This is a genomic window from Marinobacterium sp. MBR-111 (genome assembly GCF_040547585.1).
GTDB lineage: Bacteria > Pseudomonadota > Gammaproteobacteria > Pseudomonadales > Balneatricaceae > Marinobacterium > Marinobacterium iners.
Genome location: NZ_JBEPQA010000006.1, coordinates 77,570 through 99,144 on the forward strand (window position 1 = coordinate 77,570; position 21,575 = coordinate 99,144).

Consider the following 21,575-nt stretch of genomic DNA (forward strand, 5'->3'; position numbering starts at 1 on the left):
TCCGCCGATGAGGTTGCCCTGCCATGAGTGTTCATGAAATCCACCATCCGCTGGTACAGCACAAGCTGAGCCTGATGCGCTCCAGTAACAAGAGTACCCGCGGTTTTCGCCAGCTGGCAGCCGAGGTTGGTTGCTTGCTGACCTACGAAGCGACCAAGGATCTGGAGCTGGAAGAGTATACCCTGCAGGGCTGGTGTGGTCCGGTCAACGGGCAGCGAATCAAGGGCAAGAAAATTACCGTAGTACCCATTTTGCGAGCAGGGCTTGGCATGCTGGATGGGGTGCTGGAACTGGTCCCCAGCGCCAAGATTTCGGTGGTAGGGCTTTATCGGGATGAAGAAACTCTGCAACCGGTCACCTATTTTGAAAAACTGGCCAGCGACATTGAGTCACGCATGGCATTGATCGTGGACCCCATGCTGGCAACGGGTGGTTCCATGATCGCGACCATCGATCTGTTGAAAAAGGCCGGCTGCAGCAGTATTCGCGCGCTGGTGCTGGTAGCGGCCCCTGAAGGAATTGAGAAGGTGCAGGCCGCACACCCGGATGTGGATATATTTACCGCGTCAGTGGATGAGTGCCTGAACGAGCAGGGTTATATTGTGCCTGGGCTGGGTGACGCCGGTGACAAGATTTTCGGCACCAAATAGGAGAGTCGAATATGCAACCCGTTCCTGAACGTAAAGGCGCATTGCATTGGCGCACCATGCTGGCCGGATCGCAGATGCTGTTCGTGGCATTCGGTGCGCTGGTATTGATGCCGTTGTTGACGGGTCTGGATCCGAGTGTGGCGCTGTTTACCGCCGGGATTGGGACACTGCTGTTTCATCTGGTAACCGGGCTCACGGTACCGATTTTTCTGGCATCCTCGTTTGTTTTTATCGCCCCGATTACCTACTCAGTACAGAACTGGGGTGTGGCGGCTACGATGGGCGGTCTGATGGCTGCCGGTGGTGTCTACATGCTGCTGGCACTAGCGGTGAAGCTCAAGGGGGTCGGTTTTCTGCACCGAATCATGCCACCAGTGGTAACAGGGCCGGTCATCATGATCATCGGCCTGGGTCTGGCGCCGATTGCGGTCAATATGGCGATGGGCAAGAGCGGGGATGGTTCGCTTGAGCTGTTCCCCTATGAGCAGGCGATGCTGGTTTCCATGAGTGCGCTGGTGACCACCCTTATCGTGGCTGTGTTTGCTCATGGCATCTTCCGCCTGCTGCCCATTCTGTCGGGTGTGGTGGCAGGTTACGCCGTGGCCCACTTTAGTGGGATGGTGGATTACAGCCCGATCACCGAAGCACGCTGGGTGGCCATGCCGGCATTCGTGATGCCCGAGTTCCATTGGCAGGCGATCCTGTTCATGATCCCGGTGGCGCTGGCACCGGCCATTGAGCATGTAGGCGATATTCTGGCGATCTCAAACGTGACCGGTAAGGACTACGTGCGCAAGCCGGGGCTGCACCGGACCCTGTTTGGCGATGGCCTTGCCACCGCTGCGGCCTCGCTGTTCGGTGGCCCGCCCAACACGACCTACTCCGAAGTGACCGGTGCGGTGATGCTAACCAAGGCTTTCAATCCGGTGATCATGGTCTGGGCCGCAATCGTCGCCATTGCGTTGGCGTTCATTGCCAAGTTTGGCATGGCGCTGCAGACCATTCCGGCGCCGGTGATGGGCGGTATTCTGATCCTGCTGTTCGGCTCCATTGCCGCGGTGGGGATGAACACTCTGATCAAGGCTCATGTAGATCTGGCCGAGCAACGGAATCTGGTGATTGTGGCCACCACGCTGGTGTTCGGCATTGGTGGCATGGCAATGGGGCAGGGCGATCTGAGCCTGCAGGGCGTCAGCCTCTGTGGTGCGGTGGCGATCATTCTGAATCTTGTTCTGCCGCAGTCGAAGCAGGTGGATGATGATCTTCACGAAGAGCAGGAAGTGGTCGAGGACATGGTACACCACGCCCGCGACTGATCCTGCCGGCCGGTATCAACGCGAAAGGTAGCGGATACCGGCCTCCAGCCCTTCCAGTGTCAGTGGGTACATATGCCCCTCGACCTGCTGCCGAATCATCTGCGTGCTCTGGGTGTACTGCCAGTAGCGCTCAGATGAGGGGTTCAGCCAGATTACCTTGTCCCAGGTATCCAGTATCCGCTGCAGCCAGAGTTGCCCCGGCTCCTCGTTCATGTGCTCCACGCTGCCATAGCGATCCAGCAGTTCATAGGGTGACATGGCGGCATCACCCACAAAGATTACCCGGTAATCACGGCCGTAGGTGTGAAGTACATCCAGAGTTGGTATGGCTTCGTCGTAACGGCGACGGTTGTCGCGCCAGACCTTTTCGTATACGCAGTTGTGAAAGTAAAAGTATTCCAGGTGCTTGAATTCGGTGCGCGCAGCCGAGAACAGCTCTTCGCAGGTGCGGATGAACGGGTCCATGGAGCCGCCTACATCCAAAAACAGCAGTACCTTGGCGGCGTTGTGCCGCTCCGGCACCATTTTCAAATCCAGCAGGCCGGCATTGCGCGCCGTTGAGCGAATGGTGTCATCCAGATCAAGCAGGTCGGCGGCGCCGGTGCGGGCGAACTTGCGCAGTTTGCGCAGGGCAACCTTGATATTGCGCGTGCCCAGCTCCACGCTGTCATCCAGATTGCGGAACTGGCGCTGCTCCCAGACTTTCACTGCACGTTTGTGTTTGCTCTCGCCACCGATTCGAACCCCTTCCGGGTTATAGCCGCTGTGACCAAATGGAGAGGTACCGCCGGTGCCGATCCACTTGTTGCCACCGGCATGGCGTTCACCCTGTTCTTCCAGGCGTTGCTTCAGTGTGTCCAGCAGCTTGTCCAGACCACCCAGTGCCTCGATCTGTGCCTTTTCCTCGTCACTGAGTTGCTTGATGAATTCGCTGTCCAGCCAGTGCGAGGGGATCAAGGCGTCGGTAATATCCCCCTGTGCCTGCAGTCCGGCAAAATACTGCCCGAAGGCACGGTCAAAGCGGTCGTAGTACTTTTCGTCCTTGACCATACAGGCGCGGGCCAGCAGGTAAAAGTCATTCACGTCCAGACAGGCAACCTGCTGTTCCAGTGCGCCGATCAGGTCAAGCAGCTCACGCAGGGAAACCGGCACCTGTCCCTTGCGCAGCTGAGTGAACAGGTCGATCAGCATCAGCGAGCCTCACGGCGCGCCATGAAGGCTAGGCGCTGCAGCATGTGTACATCCTGCTCGTTTTTGAGCAGCGCACCATAGAGCGGAGGCATGGCGCTGGATGGGTCCTGATTGGCCAGCACGTCAGCCGGAATGCGGTCAGCAAGCAGCAGCTTGAGCCAGTCAATCAGCTCTGATGTTGACGGTTTTTTCTTCAGACTGGGGACTTCGCGCAGGCGGAAGAATATTTCCAGTGCCTCGCGCACCAGCGTCTGCTCAATCTGCGGGAAATGCACATCGACGATGGACTGAAGGGTGTCCTTGTCCGGGAAGGCAATGTAGTGGAAGAAACAGCGGCGCAGGAAGGCGTCCGGCAGCTCCTTCTCGTTGTTACTGGTGATGATCACGATGGGGCGTTGACGGGCACGGACGCGTTCACCGGTCTCATACACATCAAACTCCATCTTGTCGAGTTCGGTCAGCAGGTCGTTGGGGAATTCGATATCGGCCTTGTCGATCTCGTCAATCAGCAGTACGACCTGCTCGTCAGCTTCAAACGCCTGCCACAGCATCCCCTTGCGGATGTAATTGCGAATATCATGCACGCGATCGTCACCCAGCTGAGAATCACGCAGGCGGGAAACGGCATCGTAATCGTACAGGCCCTGCTGAGCCTTGGTGGTGGACTTGATGTGCCAGCGCAGCAAAGGCTTGCCCAGTGCGGTGGCCAGCTCTTCAGCCAGCATGGTCTTGCCGGTGCCGGGCTCGCCCTTGACCAGCAGCGGTCGTTGCAGGGTGATGGCGGCGTTGACGGCCATCTGCAGATCGTCGGTGGCAACGTAGCGGTCGGTACCTGAAAACTTCATCGGCTTCTCTGTCGGTTGCTATGGGTCGGTTGGTAGTTGGTAAAAGACAGGAGCCAGTGTATCAGAACAGGTCGGGTGGAAAAGAGAGGTGGGGCGAGGATTGATGTGGGGAGGGTGGGGAGATGTGATGGCACATCTCCCCGGAGGCAAGTCTTACTTGGCAGCTTCGTATGCAGCGGCAGACTTCACGATCTCGGCGCGCGCGGCGTCGGCGTTGGCCCAGCCTTCAACCTTGACCCACTTGCCCTTTTCGAGGGTTTTGTAGTTCTCGAAGAAGTGGGCGATCTGGTCACGGGTCAGCTGAGGAATATCGTCAACATCATGAATATCGTTGTACGCCTGGCTCAGTTTCTCGTGCGGAACGGCAACCAGTTTGGCATCACCGCCGGCTTCGTCGGTCATGTTCAGTACGCCAACCGGACGGCAGCGAATCACGGAACCGGTCATCACCGGGTGCGGGGTCAGCACCAGTACGTCCAGAGGGTCGCCATCGTCTGCCAGGGTGTTGTTGATGTAGCCGTAGTTGGCCGGATAGAACATCGGGGCAGCCATGAAACGGTCAACGAAGATCGCATCAGCGTCTTTGTCGATCTCGTATTTAACCGGGGAGCTTTCCGCCGGGATTTCGATGATCACGTAGATGTCATTCGGCAGATCTTTGCCGGCAGGGACTTTCTCGAAGCTCATGAGCTGTTTTCCTGTTATCGATTACAAGGACAGAACGTATAGCGGGCCGCAGTATAAACTGCCCAGCAGCCCGCCGGAATACGACTTACAGGTGAAACGCCTGTTCAGCAGTCGCAGTGGTACTGCAGCAGCGTCTCGACTTCTTCGCGTGAACCCAGCGCCACGGATACGCGCTGATGGATGTGGTCAGGCTGAATATCCAGTATGTCGCTGTAACATGTGCTGGAGATGCCACCGGCCTGCTCGATCAGCAGGCTCATCGGATTGCCTTCGTACATAAGGCGCAGCTTGCCGGGCTTGGCGGGTTCGCGTGAATCCCAAGGGTACGTGAAAATACCGCCACGGGTCAGGACACGATGCACCTCGGCCACCATGGAGGCGATCCAGCGCATGTTGTAGTTCTTGCCACGGGGGCCTTCGGCACCCTTGAGCAGGTCGTCAACATAGTTGCGCATCGAAGGTTCCCAGAAGCGGTGGTTCGACATGTTAATGGCGAACTCTTTGGTTTCTTCGGGGATCTTGACGTTTTCACGAGTCAGCAGGAAATCACCGGTGTGAGCAAGGGTAAACATATTGACGCCATGCCCGGTGGTCAGTGCCAGAACCGCTGAAGGACCGTACAGTACATAGCCGGAAGCCACCTGTTTGCGACCTGCCTGCAGGAACATGTCCACATTATCATCCGTGGCGCCCTCAGGGGCTTCAAGGATGGAAAAGATGGTGCCCACGGAAACATTGATGTCGATGTTGGAAGAGCCGTCCAGAGGGTCGAAAGTCACCAGGAAGCGACCATTTGGGTTGCCGAAGACAGGGTCGTCTTCCTCTTCAGACGCGAGGCCGCGGACAAGAGGATTGTCGAGCAGCACCTTTTTCAGCACGTCGTTGGAAATGACATCCAGCTTCTTCTGGGTTTCACCCTGAACGTTGGTGTCATTGGTGGTGCCGAGAATACCGGCCAGAGCGCCCTCTCGCAGTTGCAGTGCGATCTCCTTGCAGGCGATCATCAGTGTGTCGATCAGTTCAACGAGTTCGAGGTCGGTGTCGTGGTGTTTCAGGTAGTTGCTGAGCAGCTGCATCTGTGAATTCGGCCTTTGTTTGATCCGATGGGAAAGACGCGCTGAATTGTACGCTATCCTGATGGATTTTGCATAAGAACAGATCGTTTCCGGTGCGGTTTTCGTAGCGCCAAGCTGATATGATGCGATGCATTCAGAACAAGAAAAGGAGCATCCGGGTGCACATCCATATTCTCGGAATTTGCGGTACCTTCATGGGGTCGCTGGCGATACTGGCCAAACAGCTGGGGCACCGGGTCACCGGCTCGGATGCGAATGTCTATCCACCCATGAGCACGCAGCTGGAGCAGCAGGGAATTGAGCTGATCCAGGGTTACGATCCGGTGCAACTGGAGCCGGCCCCCGATATGGTGGTCATCGGCAACGCCATGAGTCGCGGCAACCCCTGTGTTGAGCATGTGCTGGAGCATAATTTGCGCTACACCTCGGGTCCTCAGTGGCTACACGACAATCTTTTGGCCGACCGCTGGGTGCTGGCGGTAGCCGGTACCCATGGTAAAACCACGACCGCTACCATGTTGGCCTGGATTCTTGAACAGGCGGGCATGTCGCCCGGTTTTCTGATAGGCGGCGTGCCGCTCAACTTTGAAACCTCTGCCCGTATCGGAGAAACCCCTTTCTTTGTGATTGAAGCGGACGAATACGACACTGCCTTTTTCGATAAGCGTTCGAAGTTTGTGCACTATCACCCCCGCACCCTGATTCTGAATAACCTTGAGTTCGACCACGCGGATATCTTTCCTGATCTGGCGGCGATTCAGCGCCAGTTCCATCACTTGATGCGGATCTTGCCCGCCACCGGACAGGTTATCATGCCGGCAGATTCGGCAGCGCTTGATGATGTAATCGACATGGGGTGCTGGAGTGAGCGAGTACTGACTGGCTTTGATCGTCGTGCCAGCTGGTCGGCTCAGCTTCTGAGCGAAGATGGCAGTCACTTTTCCGTTCAGCACCAGGGCGAGAGTCTGGGCGAAGTGTGCTGGTCACTGACCGGCCTGCACAACGTGAGCAATGCGATTAATGCACTGGTGGCGGCACGTCATGTTGGCGTTCAGCCAGAGCATGCGATTGAAGCGCTGAGCCGGTTCGGCGGTGTCAAGCGGCGAATGGAGCGGTTGGGCGAGGTGGCCGGGATCACCGTGTATGACGACTTTGCGCACCACCCCAGTGCAATTCAGACCACGCTGGAGGGGCTGCGTGCCCGTGTGGGCAAACGCCAGGCAGTGGTGGCCGTGATTGAACCGCGCTCCAACACCATGAGGCTGGGTGCCCACAAGGCACAGCTTGCCGAAGCAACCGCCATGGCGGATCAGGTGTACTGGTATCAGCCGGAAGGGCTGGACTGGTCGCTGGATGAAGTGGTGGCACAGAGCCCTGTCCCGGCACGGCTGGAAACGGAAATATGTCCGCTTGTTAACCGTCTGGCAAGCGAATTGCCGCGCGGTGCGCAGGTCGTGATCATGAGTAATGGCGGCTTTGGCGGTATTCACCAGAAGTTGCTGAAGGCGCTGGAGCAGCGGGAGTCGATTCATGTCCTCTGACAGTGGTTTTGCTGGGCGTGTGACGCTGGCCATTACCGGCGCATCCGGTGTTCAGTATGGGTTGCGTCTTCTGCAGTGCCTGTTGGCGCAGAACCAGCAAGTGCTGTTAATGGTGTCGAAAGCAGCCCAGGTTGTGATCGCAACCGAGACCGACCTCAAACTCCCAGGATCGCCCGATGCAATGGAACACTTTCTGACTGAGCAGTACGGCGCCATGGCAGGTCAGCTGTGTGTGTTCGGGCGCGAACAATGGATGGCTCCGGTGGCGTCCGGTTCGGGTGCGCCTTCTGCCATGGTTGTGTGTCCCTGCAGTACCGGTACCCTGTCGGCCATCGCCTGTGGTGCCAGCAATAACCTGATCGAGCGGGCGGCAGATGTGGCATTGAAAGAGCGCAGGCAGCTGATACTGGTACCCCGCGAGGCGCCTTATTCCGAGATCCATCTGGAGCATATGCTCAAGCTGACTCGCATGGGGAGTGTCATCATTCCGGCCAGCCCCGGATTCTATCATCGCCCACAAAGTGTCGAAGATATGGTGGACTTTGTAGTGGCGCGTATCCTGTCGCAACTTGGGCTCGAACAAGCACTGTTGCCACGCTGGGGTGAGGCGCTGATTCAGGGCGGGTGATTTGTTCACTCCAGCTGATTACAATAGCCCCGTTTTTGACCGACCGAGAAGACTATGTCCAAGATACTGGCCCTGGATACCTCTACCGATGCCTGTTCAGCGGCGCTGCTGCTGGGTGATCAGTTGACTGATCGCTTTGTCATCGAGCCGCGCCGCCATACCCATCTGTTGTTGCCGATGGTTGAAGAGCTGCTGGCTGAAGCCGGTGTGGCTTTGAACAGTCTGGATGCCATCGCCTTTGGCCGTGGCCCCGGCTCTTTCGCCGGCATTCGCATTGCGACCGGAGCCGCTCAGGGGTTGGCGCTGGCAGCAGATCTGCCGGTGGTGCCGGTTTCAACCCTGAAGGCGATCGCCTGGGCAGAAGGTGAAGACAGCTGCTCGCAGTTGACGGTGCTGGACGCTCGCATGGACGAGGTCTACTGGTGTGCATGGCAGTGGCAGGACGGTGAGCCGGTTGCACTGGTCGAGGAACAGGTATGTGCCCCGGCACAGATCCACCTGCCGCCGGAAAGCCCTGTCCGGTCTTTTGTCGGGTTGGGCAGTGGCTGGTGTTATCGTGAGCGGATGCCGGAAGAGCTGGTGCGTCAGGTTCGTGAGATCAAAGCGGAGGTCTACCCGCAGGCCTCGGCGATGGCACAGCTGGCTCAGCGAGTGTTCAAGCAGGGAGCAGCCATGGCGCCGGATGATGCGCGCCCAGTTTATCTGCGCGATCAGGTTGCCTGGAAGAAAAAGGATCAGCAGTGAACTTCAGTGACTGGCTGCATACCTTTTGCCTGGCCGTGATTCAGGGGCTGACGGAGTTTCTGCCCATCTCCAGTTCGGCGCATCTGATTCTGCCTTCCCAGTTGCTGGGGTGGGAGGATCAGGGGCTGGCGTTTGATGTCGGCGTTCATGTCGGCACTCTGCTGGCGGTTGTCTATTATTTCCGTCGAGAGGTCAGCGGTATGGCCATGGCCTGGGGGCGTTCTTTGGGTGGGCCGTGCGATGCCGAAGGCAAGCTGGCCTGGTTGGTGGTGCTGGCGACTCTGCCCGCTATGTTCAGCGGGCTCATGTTTGCAGGCCTGATCGAACAGTATGGTCGCTCGATACTGGTGATAGCGGCTGCTACGCTGATTTTTGGCGTTTTGTTGGGCTGGGCTGACAGTCGCCGGCAGGAATGTCGCGGAATTCGTGAGCTGACGCGACGCGATGCTGTCATGATTGGTATGGCGCAGGCATTGGCCCTGATACCCGGTACCTCGCGTTCAGGAATCACCATTACGGCGGCTTTAATGCTGGGGTTCGAGCGTCAGAGTGCTGCGCGGTTTTCATTCTTGTTGTCAATCCCGATCATATTTGGTGCCGGAGTGCTGCAGGTTGCGCGGCTTTCTGAGCAGGGCAGTGGTGCTCACTGGCTGCAAATTGGTGTCGGTACACTGGTTGCCGGACTCAGCGCGCTGGCCTGTATCCACCTGTTCCTCAAATGGCTGGATCGTGTTGGTATGATGCCGTTTGTCTGGTATCGGCTGGCGTTGGGGGTTGTGCTTTTGTTGGTCTGGTTGGCAGGCCCCGGGGGGCTGGTGTGAATCTGGCCGTAGGTTGGCAGTATGAGGACGGCAGGGCAAAAGCAGAAACATTGGCGCTTGAGCTTGGTCTTCCCTGTGTTGCGTCTCCTGATCTGGCCTCTGCCGAGCCTTGGCAGCAGGTGCTGTTGTTTGACTTGCAGGGGCTGGCGCTTTACGCGACCGGGCCAAAACGCCCGGGACCTGTCAGGGCCGATTTCGTGTCCGGTGCAGTTGCGCATCGGCGTCAGTTTGGCGGCGGTACGGGCCAGCTGATCGCCAGGGCCTGCGGTATCAAGTCAGGCATACGCCCAACCATTGTTGATGCGACTGCAGGCCTTGGGCGAGATGCCTTTGTGCTGGCGACGCTGGGCTGTCAGGTACACATGCTGGAACGCTCATCGGTTGTGCATGCACTTCTGGCAGCCGGGCTGGAACAGGCCATCAGTGTGCCTGAGCTGGCCGAAACGCTGCAGCGGATGACGCTGGAGCGGGCTGACGGGCGTATCTGGCTGCAGAAGTGTCCTGAGCAGCAACAGCCAGACCTGGTCTACCTTGATCCCATGTTCCCGCATACGGACAAGAAGGCTCAGGTCAAGAAAGAGATGCTGGCTTTCAGAGAGTTGGTCGGCCAGGATACCGATGATGCCGAGTTGCTGGCGGCGGCGCTAGAGGCTGCGCGCTGTCGGGTGGTGGTCAAACGCGCCCGAAAGGCGCCTGCCATCACGGGTCAAAAGCCTTCCTACTCGCTGGAAGGCAAGTCCAGCCGCTATGACATCTATGCCCTGCGAGCGTTGGGTGGAGCCCAGAGTTCTCAGTAATGGGGCGGCGGTACATCGGCTGCGGGCGCTTCTTCACTGCCGCCGAGTTCACGCAGCTGGCCGTGCAGAATTTTGACCATTCGCGTCAGTTTTTCCAGATCCATTTCCTGCCGCGCCACGACTTCACTCAGCTTGTCGATGGCGTCTTCCTGAAAAGCGATGCGTGATTCCAGCTCTGCCAGGGTATCGTTGTCGGCCATAATGACCTCCTTGCTGTTTGGACGGGGTCCATAGGATAGTTCATAGGTCCCTCTGTCAGAAAGCCTGTCCGGCTTAAGCCATTGAAAAAAAATGACGAATAGAGTATATCTGACGAGCTTCAATGCGCGTCTTCCAAAATCTGCGCATCTTATATTGCATAAACATTCAGTTAATAAACAGAGAAGATCAATGAGTGGTAATCAGTTAATCAAGAGTGTGTTGGCCAGTGTTCTGGCTGCGTTTATTATTCCTTTTCTGCTGCAGCGCTTTGCAGATATCGAGATAGGCTTTACCGTGCCGGTTTTGGCTATCATCGCTGTTGTGGTTCTGCTTGTAACCCTGGCCAGTGCCTGGCAGCCTGCGGGTTCTGCCGCCACGGCGCGGACAGCTCGTCCGTTTTCCGATGCTTCAGAGCAGGATGATGACGAAGGTGACGAGAACGACGGTCGTGAAATCGGCAGCGTTAAATGGTTCAACGTGTCCAAGGGGTTCGGTTTCATCACGCGTGAAAATGGTGATGATGTGTTTGTTCATTTCCGCAACATCCGTGGCCGTGGTCACCGCTCTCTGAACGAAGGTCAGAAAGTTCGCTTCAGCGTGCGTGAAAGCGACAAAGGCCTGCAAGCTGAAGACGTGTCCATCGTTCGCAGCTGACCCCCTCTGCCGGTAGCTTCGCTGCCGGCACCTTTCCTTCCTTCCCTATTTCAAGACGGCTGACGTCGTTTGGTGTATCGAGTCGGCGCTGCGTTGGCAGGGTCATCCGGCCAGGGGTGTTTTGGATAGCGTCCCTTCATCTCCTTCTTCACCTCCCGGTAACTTCCAGCCCAGAATGCGGCCAGATCGGATGTCACCTGTAGCGGTCGTTGTGCCGGCGACAGCAGGTGCAGCGTGAGGGGAATCCCGTGGCCTACACGGGGAGTATCAAGGCAGCCAAACATCTCCTGCAATTTTACCGCCAGTACCGGGGGCGACTGGCTGTAGTCGATTCGATAGCTGGAGCCTGAAGGAACGGATATCCGTTCGGGGGCGAGCTGATCCAGCAACTGCTGTTGTGGCCAGTCCAGCCGGCTGCGAAAAATCGACAGCAGATCGAGCCGAGTCAGATCGTCCTGTCGAGTAACAGTATCCAGCCAGGGCGACAGCCATTGCTCCAGCGTCTGTAGCAGCCCTGCATCGGACAGGTCGGGCCACTGGGCATCACTGTCCTGGCTGGCGGCAAACGCCACTCGTGCCCTGAACTGCTCGACTTCAGGTGTAAAGCTCAGCCGCAGTAACCCTTCACGCTGCAGCAGCGACACAATGGCTCTGCGCCTGTGCTCCACCGTTACTTCCTGTAGCTGTGTTCGGCTCAACACCAGATTGCCGATGCACACCTGCCGTTCAGCCACAAACCTGTCCTGTCGGCTGTCCCACTCGACGACCTCTTCAGTTCGTTTGAGATCCTTTAACTGACTTTCGAACAGCGAGGGGGCCAGGGCACTGGCCAGTCTGATTCTGTCCGAAGCGCGTCCATTGTGGCTGCTGAGTGTGGCGATCGCGAGCCATTCATGTTTGCGCAACGGGTCCTGTTCGGCCAGCGTAACCCCGCGCCCCTGGCTTAGACGGTATTGTGCAGAGCCGGGTTCACGCTGCCGCGCGATCCGGTCAGGGTAGGCGCAGGCAACCAGATAGCCGATCCAGTGGGGCTGATCCGGGCTGTCGCTGTCCAGCTGGCAGGTAATATCGCTGCAGCTGCTGCGCAGCTGGCTTGCAAGCTGCTGCAGTCTGCGCCGATGTGGCTCGCGGCCTGTACTGTGCAACCAGTCAAGCCGCTGGCGCAGGTCGGCGGACTGAGTATTCAGCGGGTCTCGCTCGGTCAGCAGTACCGCAAGGTCTGCCGCCAATGGCAGCAGGCCGTTTTCCGCACCGCATAGCAACATGTGGGCAAGACGGGGGTGAGTCGGCAGCTCGGCCATGCGCTCGCCTCTGCGGGTCAGACGTAACTGGTTGGGGGCGGGGGCTTCAATCGCCTCCAGCTGCATCAGCAGCTGTATTGCCTGACTGAATGTGGCCGCAGGCGGTGGCTCCAGCCAGATCAGTTCGGCTGGATCGTTCACGCCCCAGTTCAGCAGTTGCAGTGCCAGTGGTGCCAGGTCGGCCTGAAGAATTTCCGGGCGTGTCTGGGGTTCAAGCTCACTGTGTTGGACTTCGGACCAAAGCCGATAGCAGGTGCCTGGCCCCAGGCGTCCAGCCCTGCCTGCACGCTGAGTGGCGCTTGCCATCGACACGCGGGTGGTGAACAGACGCGTCATGCCACTGGCGGGATCAAAACGCGCCTGTCGACTCAGCCCGGAGTCGATGACCGCTTCTATGCCCTGAATGGTCAGGCTGGTTTCCGCGATGGCGGTGGCCAGTACCACTTTGCGCTGGCCCCGGGGTGGTGACAGTATCGCCTGTTGCTGCTGATCCAGCGGCAGCTCACCATGCAACGGGGTCAGCAGCAGCTCGGGATACTGTTCCAGCAGCGGTTCCAGCAGTGCCTGAGTGCGGCGAATTTCGGCCAGTCCCGGCAGAAACACCAGCAGGCTGCCGGCGTGCTGCTGCAGTGCCTGTGCCACCAGTTTTGCGATGCGAGGCTCGATCGGCTCGTCGCTGCGACTGCGGGCGGACCAGATGATCTCCACCGGATGGCTGCGGCCACTGGATTGCACCACAGGTGCGCCGCCGAGCCGTGCAGACAATGTCGAGTGCTCGAGGGTTGCCGACATCAGCAGCAGTTTGAGTGGAGGCCCTTCGCGCAGCAGCTCCCGCCCCTGCAGTGCCAGTGCCAGACTGAGGTCGGCATCCAGGCTGCGCTCGTGAAACTCATCCAGAATCAACAACCCTATGCCCTCAAGCCCCGGATTTTCCTGCAGCATGCGCACCAGCACCCCGCCGGTGACCACTTCCAGGCGGGTGGCCTCACTGATGCGTGTTTCGAGCCGAACACGATAGCCAACACGCTTGCCGACCGGCTCACCCAGTTGCTGTGCCAGTCGTTGGGCTGCAGCCTTGGCCGCAAGTCGTCGTGGTTCCAACAGGATGATTTTCTGTCCTGCCAGCCAGGGCTGGTCCAGCAGTGCAAGTGGCACGCGTGTGGTTTTGCCCGCACCGGGTTCGGCTTCAAGAATCAGTTCGTTCTGTTGCTCAAGGGTGGCAACGATCTCTGGCAGCAGTGAGTCGATCGGCAGCTGAGAGAGGTCGGGCATGGTCATAATCCTTGGCAGTTCGGGCCTGCGAAGTGTACCAGCAACGCAGGCGGGGCGCTGCCCGCGACCGGACAGAAGACCGTGCGATGTACTATCATCCCGCGTGGACCTAACAATCGAGGACCTGCGTTGCTCATGACCTGTTACAAAACCCTGGCCGAACCGGTACACAGCGAGATCGAGATCAAGAAGTCACGCTTTATCGGCTGTATTGAGCCGATCCACTCCCATGCGGCCGGACTTGAGCGGGTGGCCGAACTTTGGCGGCAGCATCCGGAAGCGCGGCATATCTGCTATGCGATGCTGGTGGCCGGGCAGGTGCGTCAGTCCGATGACGGCGAGCCTTCGGGCACGGCGGCCCGCCCGATATTGAATGTACTGCAGCACAAAGGGCTGGATTACGTGCTGGCCACGGTGGTGCGTTACTTTGGTGGTATCAAGTTGGGTGCAGGTGGTTTGGTACGCGCCTACAGCCAGGCGATCAGCGAGCCGCTGCAGCAGGTCGAATATGTCGAGGTCAAGCCTCAGGCGCAGGCGCAGATCCGGTTTGAGCATGCGCATGAAGCACTGGTGCGCCGTTTGGCCGAGCAGGCCGGGCTGGCACTTGAGGTAGAGTATCAGCAACAGGTGTTGGCCACTTTGCAGGGTGAAGCGGAGCCGCTGGAGCAATGCCTGCACCAACTGAAGGAGCAGACAAGAGGGGAGCTGGAGTTACTGAACACCAATACGGATGTTGGGGCCTGATTCGAGCCTGTTTTCACGTTAGCCTCACACAGTACAGAGCATGCTACAGGTCTGATAAATCTTCAGGACATAGCCATGCTTGTTCGCCTGTTTTCAAAACTGTCTTACTTGCCTCGTCCCCGGCTGAGCGCCGTTCAGCTGGGCTGGCTGGTGGCACTGTTGTTGGGGTTGTTCTATAACGGATCGCTCTGGCGCCTGATTCTATCGCTTCAGTATGCTGATGCCGTACACAAGTGGTTTTTTGCCGCAGCTTTTTTACTGTTTCTGCTGGCGGTGATTCAGCTGTTTCTGGGCTTGTTGTGCTGGCCACGACTGATTAAGCCGGTGGCGGTGTTTCTGCTTCTGAGCACGGCGCAGGTCGGTTATTTCATGGACAGTTATGGCATCGTGATTGACAAGACCATGGTGCAAAATCTGTTCGAGACCGACCCGGCAGAAGTGAGGGATCTGGTCACCGGTGCCATGTTGCTTAACTTGTTGTTGAAAGGCGTGTTGCCGTCCCTGTTGCTGCTGTGGATCAGGATCAAGCCCCAGCCGGTTAAGCGGATTCTGGTGGGGCAAACCATCAGTCTGCTCAGCTGCCTGCTCCTGATCGGGCTGAATGCAGCACTGCTGTATAAGGACTATTCCTCGCTGTTTCGCAATCACCGTGAGATCCGCAATCTGGCGCTGCCGTCCAGCTACCTGTACTACACAGGGCGATACCTCAGTGGAGCCTATGATGCCTCCAAGCGTGTCTTTCAGCCGCTGGGGCTGGACGCTCGACTTGAATCAGCCGGGTTTCAGACTGTATCCGCGAAAGCGCAAAAGCCTGATGTGCTGATTGTGGTATTGGGTGAGACGGCACGCAGCATGAACTTTGGCCTCAACGGCTATGCGCGAAATACCACGCCCGAGCTGGAGCGCCTGCCGGTGGTGAGCTTTACGGATGTGGAATCCTGCGGTACCAGTACAGCTGTGTCGGTGCCCTGTATGTTCTCGCTGCAGCAGCGAGAACGATATGACGATGAGCAGGTGGCCTATCAGAGCAATGTGCTGGATATTTTGCAGCATGCAGGTGTTTCTGTACGTTGGCGTGAAAACAACTCCGGCTGCAAGGGTGTGTGTGCACGCATTCCGGTGATCGAGGCGGAGCAGCTCAATCCGGGGCACGACTGTACGGAAGAGGAATGCTTCGATGATCAGTTATTGTTTGGGTTGCAGCAGCAGCTGGAGGAGATTAACGGGCCTGCGGTGATCGTACTGCATCAGAAGGGCAGTCATGGGCCGGCGTATTTTGAACGCGTCCCTGAGAACTATCAGTACTTCACACCGGTCTGCCAAAGCAGCGAGCTGCAGACCTGTGTTCAGACCGATATCGTCAACGCCTATGACAATACCATTCGCTATACCGACCATCTGTTGGCACGGGTGATCGAGCTGTTGCAGCGGCAAGAGCAGCTTAACGCCGCCATGCTCTATGTCTCGGATCATGGCGAGTCGTTGGGTGAGAATAACCTCTACTTGCATGGTATGCCTTGGCTGCTGGCGCCAGAAGAGCAAAAGCAGGTGCCTCTGATCACCTGGCTGTCAGCCGGGTTCCAGCAGGAGCATGGTGTTGACTGGCAGTGTCTCAAGGCAAACAGTGACAAACCACTCAGCCATGACTTCCTGGCTCACTCTCTGTTGGGGCTGATGCAGGTCAGTACATCAGTCTACCAGACAGAGCTGGATCTGTTTGCGCCTTGTCGTAATGGGCAGCGGAGTCTCGCGACAGTACACACTCAGTCGGCCAGGAAGGCTGATGGCTGAAACTCGATCTGGGCCTGGAACTGCCGAGCATCCTGGTGGTAACAAAAATGTGCTCCGGCCTTGTCACATAGTTGGGCAATGATTGGCAGGCCGTAGCCAAAGCCCTGTTGCTTGTTTTCTGGGCCTGCAGTTGCTACTGGGTTGGTCAGGATCAGTGAGTGAATATCCGCCTCAAGTGTCAGTACCCCTGTACCATGGCGGCGCGCATTGCCCAACAGGTTGTCGAGTATGACTGACAATATGAAGGGGTGAATGGACCAGTCCAGTACTGGTCCAATCTGCAGCTGCAGCTCAAGTCCCGAATGGTCACTTTGGTTGATCAGCTGCTGCAGCATGTGGCTGTCGACTTTGCAATGCTCTGAAGGCTGTTCACGGGACAGCCAAAGGAAGGAGTCGGTCAACTGCTCCATTCGATTGACGGCTTGGGCGATCCGTTGATACGCCCGTTTCTCGGCGGGATTGGTGTGATCTCTCGACATCTCCTGCAACAGATCCAGCGAGCCATGTATCACGGTCAGGGGGGAGCGCAGTTCGTGACTGGCAAAGCGGGTAAAGTTCTGTTCCCGCTGAATAAAGCCATCAATGCGCCGTAACAGCTGGGCAAAGCGCTGACTCATTTCGCCCAGTTCATCCTTGCGGGGCAGGGGCGTCATCTGTGGCGAAGAAGGATCAACCGCTTCAATTGCTTGCATCAACTCCCGCACGGGGCGTGTCTGTTGCCAGACCAGCAGTAGAGTGATGCCCATGGCTCCAAGCGAAAACAGTAGAATTCCTCCAATTACGAGCGCTCGTTCCATCAATTCGGATGAATTGGTTTCGTCCAGCAATTGCTCAATACTCGTTTGCTGGAGTTCTGGCTGACTGGCCATGTATTCGAGAATGGCTGCCCGGTTGGCATCCTCAATACTTTCGACCAGGTGCCAGCCCGCCAGCCAGTACAGGCTGGTCAAGAGCAGAGTGGAGAGTCCGGTAATCAGAATGATGCGAGTTGTGAATTTCATGGCGTTTCTGTGGTGTTGGGGGCATCTGGAAGTTGTAGATACACACCGCTTCCCCTGCGGGTGTGCAGCATTGCGGAGTCGAACGGCTTGTCGAGTTGGGTTCTCAACTGATACAGCAGTGACCGCAGCGCATCACTGTCCGGGGGCTCGTCTCCCCAGATGGCCTGCTCAAGCTCGCGACGGCTGACGACGCGGGGAGCATGTGCGATCAGGTGGCGCAGCAGAGTAAAGCCCTGAGGGGTCAGCTGCAGCGGTACTTCATCGCGCCGTGCCTGTTGCTGTTCCACATCCAGTTCCAGTGGACCGAAATGCAGCAGGCGCAGTTGTTGACGTGATACGCGTCGGCTCAAGGCTTCAATGCGACAAACCAGCTCGTCCATGGCAAAGGGCTTGACCAGGTAGTCGTCGGCACCGGCGGAAAAACCGGTGACCTTGTCACTCACTTGATCGAGAGCTGTCAGCAGCAGAATCGGGGTGGTGACGCCCAGCTGACGCAGCTGCTGACAGAGCGCAAAACCACTGATGCCGGGCATCATGACATCAAGCACCAGTACGTCATGATGTTGTTGCCTGGACAGTTCGAGTGCCTGCTCGCCGGTACGGGCACAGTCAACACTGATGCCGCGCCAGCTTAAAAAGTCGGCGATCGCCTCAAGAATGCCAGGATCGTCATCGGCTAGTAGAACGGAAATCTGAGACATTGGGCAGACGCTCGCTTACTGATTTTAATTGCATCATAGAGCTGTCGGGGTGAAGGCTGCAATCGCGCCTGGGTGCCAGCATCAGCGCCGCCAGCAGGGCGTTGATCGACCAACACAGTGTAAAACTCCAGATATCGTGTGACAGAAAATGTGCGCCTCGCAGCTGCTGAGTGGTCCCGAACAGCAGGCCGAGCCCCAGTGCCAGGGCAAGTGCGGCATATCGCCACCGTGGCTGGACAGTTGCCGCCGCAAAATAGAGCGCAAGCCAGGCATACCCGGCACTGGCGTGTCCGGCGGGAAAGCAGCTTCCGCTACCGTGATTGAAAAGCTGCTGCAGCAAGGGTGAGTAAGGTACATCGCCTCCAAAAGGTTGCAGGCTCCAGGGACATTCAACGCCAAGGGAGCGTTTGCCCAGCAGAATCACTCCGCTGGCAATCAGTGGCGAAATGACCAGATAGGCCAAAACTCTTCGGTAAGGTCGCAGCCGTGGATGAATGCCACTGGCCAACAACAGGATGAGGCAAAGCAGAAGCAAGGCAATGCTGAGCTGCCGACCGCGTTGATGGAGTAACTCACTGAACAGCCAGTGCTCCTTCAGGGTCCATTCATGACCTTCCAGCGCATAAATCCATTGGGCCAGTGTCAGGTCAAGCTGAAAACGGTGGATGATCAGGGTCGCCACCATGGCGCATGCCAGCGCCGTAAGGGCTGAGCATATGAGGCCTGTGCGGCCTGGAAGGCTGGAATTCATGCTGTAACAACCGCCACTGTAGAGGGGACTGGCATGATGCCTGCCACAGAGTGAAGAGGACGTGAAAGCCTCGCTCGCGTCACACAGAGGTGTTTGGTCGAGACGAGTATTCGGCTGCCGAAGGGGCATCCTCAGGCTGTTCCTGACGAATCATGGCAATGAACACCCGTATCAGCTCAGGATCAAACTGCCCTTGATCCTGCTCGGACTCGAGAATATTCAAGGCTTTCGTGACGGGCATTCCGGGGCGATAGATGCGGTCACCGGTCATGGCGTCCCAGGTGTCGGCAATTGCGACGATGCGTGCCAGCAGTGGAATCTCGTCGCCCTTGAGTCCATCGGGGTAGCCGGTCCCGTCCCAGCGCTCATGGTGCCAGGCAGCAATCTCGGCAAAGGCGCTGAAGCGTTTCAGCGGCTTCATGATGGCAGCGGTCATCACCGGGTGTTTTTTCATCTCCTGGTATTCGGCATCGGTGAGAGCAGAGGGTTTGTTGAGAATGGTGTCATGAATGCCGATCTTGCCCAGATCGTGCATCAGGGCTCCCTTCTTCAGCAGGGCCAATTGGTCGGTCTCCAGACCCAGCTGCTGGCCCAGTTTGACGGCATAACGTGAGACGCGGCCTGAGTGAGCGGCGGTATAGGGGTCCTTGGCTTCCAGTGCCTGGGCCAGTGCACTTAGCGTCGCCATGTAGGTTCTTTCCTGCTCGCGCAGTAATTCTTGAATACTCTCGGCCAGGTGGTTGACGCCGGATGCCAGCTGTCCCATCTCGTCACGGGTCGTCACGCTGACACGGCTGTCCAGCTCTCCACGGGAAAGTGCCTGTACGCAGCGATGAAGTCGCTGTATCGGACCCGTGAGCCGAAAATGGATCAAACCGCCGAGGAACAGCAGCATCAGCAGACTGCTGATCAAAATGGTATTCCACATGGATTGCTCGAAAGGGCCATCGAAACTGCTGATCGCTTTTTTCAGGCCGGTAATATCGACCTCGGCCTCAATGCCCGCAATGGCGCCACCAGGCAGGGTCATCGGCAATAGATAATCCGCCTTAATGAAGCCGCTGTCTGTGTGGTGTTCTCGGGATTCTCCAAGTGATGGCTGCCGGTCATGAATGACCCGATAATAAGTGGAGCCTGGTTGAAGTGCCTTTTGGCCCCGCTGGGCCTGGCTGTGAGCAATAATGTCGCCGTTGGCATCAAAGGCGTAGAGATCCTGAATATGCAGCTGCCAGCCAAAGTCGCTATGGCGGTTTAGATAATCCACCTCGGCGGCCAGTGCAGCGTCGGTCAGTGCGATCCGCTCCTGTTCAACATTGCGTCGAATCTGATCCAGCAGCAGATGTATTTTCTGGTCGGCCTGGGCCAAAAACGCCTGCTCGATGACTTTGTCAGTCTTGTGTGACAAGAGATAACCGTTCAAGACCAGAATACTGATGGCAAACAACAGAAAACGTGCAGAGAGGGGTAATCGAGCGCGTTTTTCTTCCGTCTGTGAGTCCTTGTGGCTGTCGTGATGATGATTCTGCACCCTGATCTCCCGGACCTGCTCGTGATTCTGTATCACTGCTGACTATGCACAGAGCTTATTAAAGCAGCCTTAAGAAGTCCTGTGGAAAAAAGTCGATGCTTTAAGTTTGGTTTCAGCCAGCCCGAGTACAGTGACCCCTGTAAACCAACACAGACAGGAGAAACCTGATGAAAAAGCTGATTGCGAGCCTGATCCTTTCCACCGCTGCCGTCTCCGGTGTGGCCATGGCTGGTGACAAATGTGATGTGCCACAGGATGAATGGCAAACTGAGGAGGCCTTCCGTGCTGCCATTGAAGCCAAGGGATGGGAGATCAAAAAGTTCAAGATCGATGACGGCTGCTATGAAATCTATGGCTATGACGAGAAGCAGCGTCGTGTAGAGGCTTACTTCGATCCCAAGACTTTCGATATGGTCAAAATGGAACTGGACGACTGAGGAACTCATAATGAATGCCACTGTAAAGGTCTGGGATCCTCTGGTGCGGGTGTTTCACTGGTCACTGGTGCTCTGCTTTGCAGTGGCCTGGGCCAGTGCGGATGAATGGCAGGACCTGCATGAAATAGCAGGCTATACAGCTGCGACATTGATCGCTTTCCGGTTGATATGGGGGCTTTTCGGTCCCCGTTATGCCAGATTCCGGCAGTTTGTGCGTGATCCAAAAGTTGTTGCAGGATATCTGTCGGATATGTTGAAGGGGCGCGAGGCGCGTTACCTGGGGCATAATCCGGCAGGTGGTATCATGGTTGTGGCCTTGCTGCTGGGCATGGGTCTATTGACACTCACCGGTTGGCTTTACACGGATCTGTTGTGGGGTGAGGAGTGGGTCGAAGAGAGTCATGAGTTGCTGGCCAATCTGATGCTTATGCTTGCGGGGGTGCATGTGGCCGGTGTTGTTCTGGCCAGTGTTCGTCACCGCGAGAGTCTGGTTAAATCGATGATCACAGGACGTAAGCGTGCGCCGGGTGAGGTTGACGTGAGTTGAGAAGGTCTCAACAAATTGCTGGAGGTGACACAATGAAAGGCCTGTTTGCCATTCTGCTGCCATACATGATGGGGCTGACAATAGTGCTGTCACCTGTAGCCCTGGCCGGTCGTGATCTTGATCAAAATGAAGCGCGTCGTCTGATGTTGTCCGGGCAGATCCGGCCCTTGTCTGAGTTGATATTACTGCATCCAGAACGGTTGAATGGACATCTTCTTGATGTAGAGCTCGAAGAGGAGGATGGACGTCTGGTCTATGAAATTGAGGTGCTGGGTAAGGATGGTGTGGTACGTGAGTTTTACCTGGATGCCTCCAGTGGCGCTGTTATCAAGGAAGAGATCGAGGACTGAG

23 protein-coding genes are annotated in these 21,575 nt (G+C 57.3%); 13 read left to right on the forward strand and 10 right to left on the reverse strand.

Translation table 11 applies throughout. The features are described 5' to 3' along the window. Positions 1-23 precede the first annotated feature (23 nt). Positions 24-650: a uracil phosphoribosyltransferase gene (gene upp / locus ABIE61_RS06100; RefSeq protein ID WP_354407683.1), complete on the forward strand. Its 627-nt coding sequence runs from the start codon at positions 24-26 to the stop codon at positions 648-650. 11 nt (positions 651-661) lie between these two features. Continuing rightward, positions 662-1,966 carry a uracil-xanthine permease family protein gene (locus ABIE61_RS06105; RefSeq protein WP_354407685.1) on the forward strand — a complete coding sequence of 435 codons (1,305 nt, stop codon included), beginning with the start codon at positions 662-664 and terminating at the stop codon, positions 1,964-1,966. A gap of 15 nt (positions 1,967-1,981) precedes the next feature. Here the strand turns inward: ABIE61_RS06105 and ABIE61_RS06110 are convergent, their stop codons facing one another. From ABIE61_RS06110 to ABIE61_RS06125, 4 genes are all read right to left on the reverse strand, one after another. Further along, entirely contained in the window at positions 1,982-3,157 is a 1,176-nt protein-coding gene (locus tag ABIE61_RS06110; protein WP_354407687.1) for a vWA domain-containing protein, read from the reverse strand. Next, on the reverse strand, positions 3,157-4,002 hold the full coding sequence (locus ABIE61_RS06115) for an AAA family ATPase (RefSeq protein ID WP_091825363.1): 846 nt from the start codon (positions 4,000-4,002) through the stop codon (positions 3,157-3,159). Before ABIE61_RS06115 ends, ABIE61_RS06110 begins: the two co-directional genes overlap by 1 nt. A gap of 153 nt (positions 4,003-4,155) precedes the next feature. Beyond that, entirely contained in the window at positions 4,156-4,689 is a 534-nt protein-coding gene (gene ppa / locus ABIE61_RS06120; RefSeq protein ID WP_354407690.1) for an inorganic diphosphatase, read from the reverse strand. A 104-nt stretch (positions 4,690-4,793) separates the two neighbouring features. Further along, on the reverse strand, positions 4,794-5,765 hold the full coding sequence (locus ABIE61_RS06125; protein ID WP_091825369.1) for a class 1 fructose-bisphosphatase: 972 nt from the start codon (positions 5,763-5,765) through the stop codon (positions 4,794-4,796). 158 nt (positions 5,766-5,923) lie between these two features. Between ABIE61_RS06125 and mpl the strand changes: the two genes are divergently transcribed. Genes mpl through ABIE61_RS06150 form a run of 5 tightly spaced genes read left to right on the forward strand, consistent with a single transcriptional unit; the run spans position 5,924 to position 10,296 of the window. Continuing rightward, positions 5,924-7,306: a UDP-N-acetylmuramate:L-alanyl-gamma-D-glutamyl-meso-diaminopimelate ligase gene (gene mpl / locus ABIE61_RS06130; protein WP_091825372.1), complete on the forward strand. Its 1,383-nt coding sequence runs from the start codon at positions 5,924-5,926 to the stop codon at positions 7,304-7,306. Beyond that, positions 7,296-7,934: a flavin prenyltransferase UbiX gene (locus tag ABIE61_RS06135; RefSeq protein WP_206840379.1), complete on the forward strand. Its 639-nt coding sequence runs from the start codon at positions 7,296-7,298 to the stop codon at positions 7,932-7,934. Before mpl ends, ABIE61_RS06135 begins: the two co-directional genes overlap by 11 nt. A gap of 54 nt (positions 7,935-7,988) precedes the next feature. Beyond that, the gene (gene tsaB, locus ABIE61_RS06140) at positions 7,989-8,678 is read left to right on the forward strand and encodes a tRNA (adenosine(37)-N6)-threonylcarbamoyltransferase complex dimerization subunit type 1 TsaB (protein ID WP_206840382.1); all 690 of its coding nucleotides are present in this window, start codon (positions 7,989-7,991) and stop codon (positions 8,676-8,678) included. Further along, on the forward strand, positions 8,675-9,499 hold the full coding sequence (locus ABIE61_RS06145; RefSeq protein ID WP_206840383.1) for an undecaprenyl-diphosphate phosphatase: 825 nt from the start codon (positions 8,675-8,677) through the stop codon (positions 9,497-9,499). The genes tsaB and ABIE61_RS06145 overlap by 4 nt, the downstream gene beginning before the upstream one ends. Continuing rightward, positions 9,496-10,296 (forward strand): class I SAM-dependent methyltransferase, encoded by an 801-nt coding sequence (locus tag ABIE61_RS06150; protein ID WP_354407695.1) that lies wholly within the window; start codon positions 9,496-9,498, stop codon positions 10,294-10,296. Before ABIE61_RS06145 ends, ABIE61_RS06150 begins: the two co-directional genes overlap by 4 nt. Here the strand turns inward: ABIE61_RS06150 and ABIE61_RS06155 are convergent. After that, positions 10,290-10,496, reverse strand: coding sequence for a SlyX family protein (locus ABIE61_RS06155; RefSeq protein ID WP_091825386.1), 207 nt, complete (start codon positions 10,494-10,496; stop codon positions 10,290-10,292). The two genes, ABIE61_RS06150 and ABIE61_RS06155, sit on opposite strands and share 7 nt — an antisense overlap. A 190-nt stretch (positions 10,497-10,686) precedes the next feature. Here ABIE61_RS06155 and ABIE61_RS06160 point away from each other — a divergent pair, with 190 nt between their 5' ends. Next, positions 10,687-11,151 carry a cold-shock protein gene (locus ABIE61_RS06160; protein WP_354407697.1) on the forward strand — a complete coding sequence of 155 codons (465 nt, stop codon included), beginning with the start codon at positions 10,687-10,689 and terminating at the stop codon, positions 11,149-11,151. Between the two features lie 50 nt (positions 11,152-11,201). Here ABIE61_RS06160 and hrpB read toward each other — a convergent pair whose 3' ends face one another. Further along, the gene (gene hrpB, locus ABIE61_RS06165) at positions 11,202-13,724 is read right to left on the reverse strand and encodes an ATP-dependent helicase HrpB (protein WP_354407698.1); all 2,523 of its coding nucleotides are present in this window, start codon (positions 13,722-13,724) and stop codon (positions 11,202-11,204) included. A 135-nt stretch (positions 13,725-13,859) separates the two neighbouring features. Between hrpB and ABIE61_RS06170 the strand changes: the two genes are divergently transcribed. Together ABIE61_RS06170 and ABIE61_RS06175 are read left to right on the forward strand one after the other, a co-directional pair. Continuing rightward, on the forward strand, positions 13,860-14,468 hold the full coding sequence (locus ABIE61_RS06170; RefSeq protein ID WP_206840391.1) for an IMPACT family protein: 609 nt from the start codon (positions 13,860-13,862) through the stop codon (positions 14,466-14,468). Between the two features lie 75 nt (positions 14,469-14,543). Continuing rightward, the gene (locus tag ABIE61_RS06175; protein ID WP_354407701.1) at positions 14,544-16,259 is read left to right on the forward strand and encodes a phosphoethanolamine transferase; all 1,716 of its coding nucleotides are present in this window, start codon (positions 14,544-14,546) and stop codon (positions 16,257-16,259) included. Here ABIE61_RS06175 and ABIE61_RS06180 read toward each other — a convergent pair. The 4 genes from ABIE61_RS06180 to ABIE61_RS06195 all read right to left on the reverse strand — a co-directional run bounded on the left by ABIE61_RS06180 (position 16,232) and on the right by ABIE61_RS06195 (position 20,240). Continuing rightward, positions 16,232-17,260 carry a sensor histidine kinase gene (locus ABIE61_RS06180; protein WP_354407703.1) on the reverse strand — a complete coding sequence of 343 codons (1,029 nt, stop codon included), beginning with the start codon at positions 17,258-17,260 and terminating at the stop codon, positions 16,232-16,234. The two genes, ABIE61_RS06175 and ABIE61_RS06180, sit on opposite strands and share 28 nt — an antisense overlap. Then, positions 17,257-17,961 carry a response regulator transcription factor gene (locus ABIE61_RS06185; protein ID WP_354407705.1) on the reverse strand — a complete coding sequence of 235 codons (705 nt, stop codon included), beginning with the start codon at positions 17,959-17,961 and terminating at the stop codon, positions 17,257-17,259. Before ABIE61_RS06185 ends, ABIE61_RS06180 begins: the two co-directional genes overlap by 4 nt. Next, a complete protein-coding gene (locus ABIE61_RS06190) occupies positions 17,930-18,712 on the reverse strand; it encodes a phosphatase PAP2 family protein (RefSeq protein WP_354407707.1) in 783 nt (260 codons plus the stop codon). The genes ABIE61_RS06185 and ABIE61_RS06190 overlap by 32 nt, the downstream gene beginning before the upstream one ends. Positions 18,713-18,791: 79 nt before the next feature. Next, positions 18,792-20,240: an HD domain-containing phosphohydrolase gene (locus ABIE61_RS06195; RefSeq protein WP_354407710.1), complete on the reverse strand. Its 1,449-nt coding sequence runs from the start codon at positions 20,238-20,240 to the stop codon at positions 18,792-18,794. A 167-nt stretch (positions 20,241-20,407) separates the two neighbouring features. Here ABIE61_RS06195 and ABIE61_RS06200 point away from each other — a divergent pair, with 167 nt between their 5' ends. The 3 genes from ABIE61_RS06200 to ABIE61_RS06210 are packed head-to-tail and all read left to right on the forward strand — an operon-like array spanning position 20,408 to position 21,574. After that, positions 20,408-20,677 (forward strand): PepSY domain-containing protein, encoded by a 270-nt coding sequence (locus ABIE61_RS06200; RefSeq protein ID WP_091825405.1) that lies wholly within the window; start codon positions 20,408-20,410, stop codon positions 20,675-20,677. 10 nt (positions 20,678-20,687) lie between these two features. After that, entirely contained in the window at positions 20,688-21,224 is a 537-nt protein-coding gene (locus ABIE61_RS06205; RefSeq protein WP_354407713.1) for a cytochrome b/b6 domain-containing protein, read from the forward strand. Between the two features lie 32 nt (positions 21,225-21,256). Beyond that, the gene (locus ABIE61_RS06210) at positions 21,257-21,574 is read left to right on the forward strand and encodes a PepSY domain-containing protein (protein WP_354407715.1); all 318 of its coding nucleotides are present in this window, start codon (positions 21,257-21,259) and stop codon (positions 21,572-21,574) included. Position 21,575: the final 1 nt, after the last annotated feature.

Coding starts and splice junctions, on each gene's coding strand:
- upp (WP_354407683.1), top strand. CDS start 24: ATGAGTGTTCATGAAATCCACCATCCGCTGGTACAGCACAAGCTGAGC.
- ABIE61_RS06105 (WP_354407685.1), top strand. CDS start 662: ATGCAACCCGTTCCTGAACGTAAAGGCGCATTGCATTGGCGCACCATG.
- ABIE61_RS06110 (WP_354407687.1), bottom strand. CDS start 3,157: ATGCTGATCGACCTGTTCACTCAGCTGCGCAAGGGACAGGTGCCGGTT.
- ABIE61_RS06115 (WP_091825363.1), bottom strand. CDS start 4,002: ATGAAGTTTTCAGGTACCGACCGCTACGTTGCCACCGACGATCTGCAG.
- ppa (WP_354407690.1), bottom strand. CDS start 4,689: ATGAGCTTCGAGAAAGTCCCTGCCGGCAAAGATCTGCCGAATGACATC.
- ABIE61_RS06125 (WP_091825369.1), bottom strand. CDS start 5,765: ATGCAGCTGCTCAGCAACTACCTGAAACACCACGACACCGACCTCGAA.
- ABIE61_RS06135 (WP_206840379.1), top strand. CDS start 7,296: ATGTCCTCTGACAGTGGTTTTGCTGGGCGTGTGACGCTGGCCATTACC.
- tsaB (WP_206840382.1), top strand. CDS start 7,989: ATGTCCAAGATACTGGCCCTGGATACCTCTACCGATGCCTGTTCAGCG.
- ABIE61_RS06155 (WP_091825386.1), bottom strand. CDS start 10,496: ATGGCCGACAACGATACCCTGGCAGAGCTGGAATCACGCATCGCTTTT.
- ABIE61_RS06160 (WP_354407697.1), top strand. CDS start 10,687: ATGAGTGGTAATCAGTTAATCAAGAGTGTGTTGGCCAGTGTTCTGGCT.
- hrpB (WP_354407698.1), bottom strand. CDS start 13,724: ATGCCCGACCTCTCTCAGCTGCCGATCGACTCACTGCTGCCAGAGATC.
- ABIE61_RS06170 (WP_206840391.1), top strand. CDS start 13,860: ATGACCTGTTACAAAACCCTGGCCGAACCGGTACACAGCGAGATCGAG.
- ABIE61_RS06175 (WP_354407701.1), top strand. CDS start 14,544: ATGCTTGTTCGCCTGTTTTCAAAACTGTCTTACTTGCCTCGTCCCCGG.
- ABIE61_RS06180 (WP_354407703.1), bottom strand. CDS start 17,260: ATGAAATTCACAACTCGCATCATTCTGATTACCGGACTCTCCACTCTG.
- ABIE61_RS06185 (WP_354407705.1), bottom strand. CDS start 17,961: ATGTCTCAGATTTCCGTTCTACTAGCCGATGACGATCCTGGCATTCTT.
- ABIE61_RS06190 (WP_354407707.1), bottom strand. CDS start 18,712: ATGAATTCCAGCCTTCCAGGCCGCACAGGCCTCATATGCTCAGCCCTT.
- ABIE61_RS06200 (WP_091825405.1), top strand. CDS start 20,408: ATGAAAAAGCTGATTGCGAGCCTGATCCTTTCCACCGCTGCCGTCTCC.
- ABIE61_RS06205 (WP_354407713.1), top strand. CDS start 20,688: ATGAATGCCACTGTAAAGGTCTGGGATCCTCTGGTGCGGGTGTTTCAC.
- ABIE61_RS06210 (WP_354407715.1), top strand. CDS start 21,257: ATGAAAGGCCTGTTTGCCATTCTGCTGCCATACATGATGGGGCTGACA.